Annotated in this window: 2 protein-coding genes; both read right to left on the bottom strand. The window is 65.9% G+C overall.

Annotation, left to right across the window (positions count from 1 at the left end):
- The coding region (locus HALO32_RS00065; protein WP_151441747.1) for a TRAP transporter large permease subunit at positions 1-653 on the bottom strand (653 nt) is incomplete at its 3' end.
- On the bottom strand, positions 650-1,189 hold the full coding sequence (locus tag HALO32_RS00070; protein ID WP_151441748.1) for a TRAP transporter small permease: 540 nt from the start codon (positions 1,187-1,189) through the stop codon (positions 650-652). The genes HALO32_RS00070 and HALO32_RS00065, both read right to left, overlap by 4 nt.
- Position 1,190: the final 1 nt, after the last annotated feature.

Below are 1,190 nucleotides of genomic sequence, written 5' to 3' on the forward strand. Positions count from 1 at the left end.
GCGGCAAAGCGCTCCCCCCAGGGCACCATCTCGCCGGCCGGCCCGGCGTCCGGGTCGCGCCACAGCACCCACTTCACCGCCACCAGGTAGAACAGGACGCCGATCATGCCGGGAATGAAGCCTGCGGCAAACAGTTCCCGGATGCTGGTCTCGGTGAGGATGCCGTAGATCACCAGCATCACGCTGGGCGGAATCAGGATGCCCAGGGTGCCACCGGCGGCGATGGAGGCGGCGGCCAGCGAGTCCTTGTAGCCGTACTTGCGCATCTGGGGCATGGCCACCCGCCCCATGGTGGCACAGGTGGCCAGGCTCGAGCCGCAGATCGCACTGAAGCCGCCGCAGGCGACGATGGTGGCCATCGCCTGCCCCCCCTTGCGATGACCGAGAAACCCGTTGGAGGCACGGAACAGGGCATCCGAGAGCCCGGCATGGGACACCAGGTTGCCCATCAGGATGAACAGCGGGATCACCGACAGGCCGTAATCCATACCGGTATCCACGACGCGGCGTGCCGCCATGGCTTCGGCTGCCGTCCAGTTGCCGGTGAGATAGTAGAACCCCGCGAAGCCGACGATGCCCATGGCGAAGGCCAGCGGCACCCGCAGAAACGCCAGGATCAGCAGGGCGGCGAACCCATAGAGTGACTCGATCATGGGGTACCTCCGGGGCTCAGTGGGCCGCCTCGCTCGAGGACACCGATGCCTTCCAGCAGGTAGCCGCCGGCGCGCATCAGGGTGAGCAGCGCGGACAGGGCCAGCATGATCGCCATCAGGTAAATGAGATAGCCGGTCGGGATGCGCAGAAACTCGGTGACATCCCCCCAGTCAAAGGCCCGTACACCCAGTGCCCAGACGCGCCCGGCCATCACCCACAGCGCCAGGGTGACGATCAGGTTGACGATCACCTGGCGCACCCAGATCCAGCGCGCCGGAAAGATGGCGTCGAGCAGATCCACACTGACGTGCTCTTCACGCCAGCACACCACCGGCAGCGACAGGAAGATCACCGCCGCCAGCATCAGCTGGGTCAGCTCCACGGCACCGAGAATCGGGGAATTGAAGAAGAAACGGCCGGTCACGTCCGCCGTGGTCAGCAGCATCATGCCGAAGAGGGTGGCGCCTGCCACCCCCTCCAGCACCAGTTGCATGACACGGCCGACCCGTAACCAGGATGTCGACGATGTCGGCATG

Origin of the sequence: Halomonas lysinitropha, assembly GCF_902500215.1 — a bacterium.
Lineage (GTDB): Bacteria > Pseudomonadota > Gammaproteobacteria > Pseudomonadales > Halomonadaceae > Halomonas > Halomonas lysinitropha.

What these genes read in the sequence shown, in the direction of transcription:
- HALO32_RS00070 (WP_151441748.1), bottom strand. Translation starts at nt 1,189, where the DNA reads ATGCCGACATCGTCGACATCCTGGTTACGGGTCGGCCGTGTCATGCAA.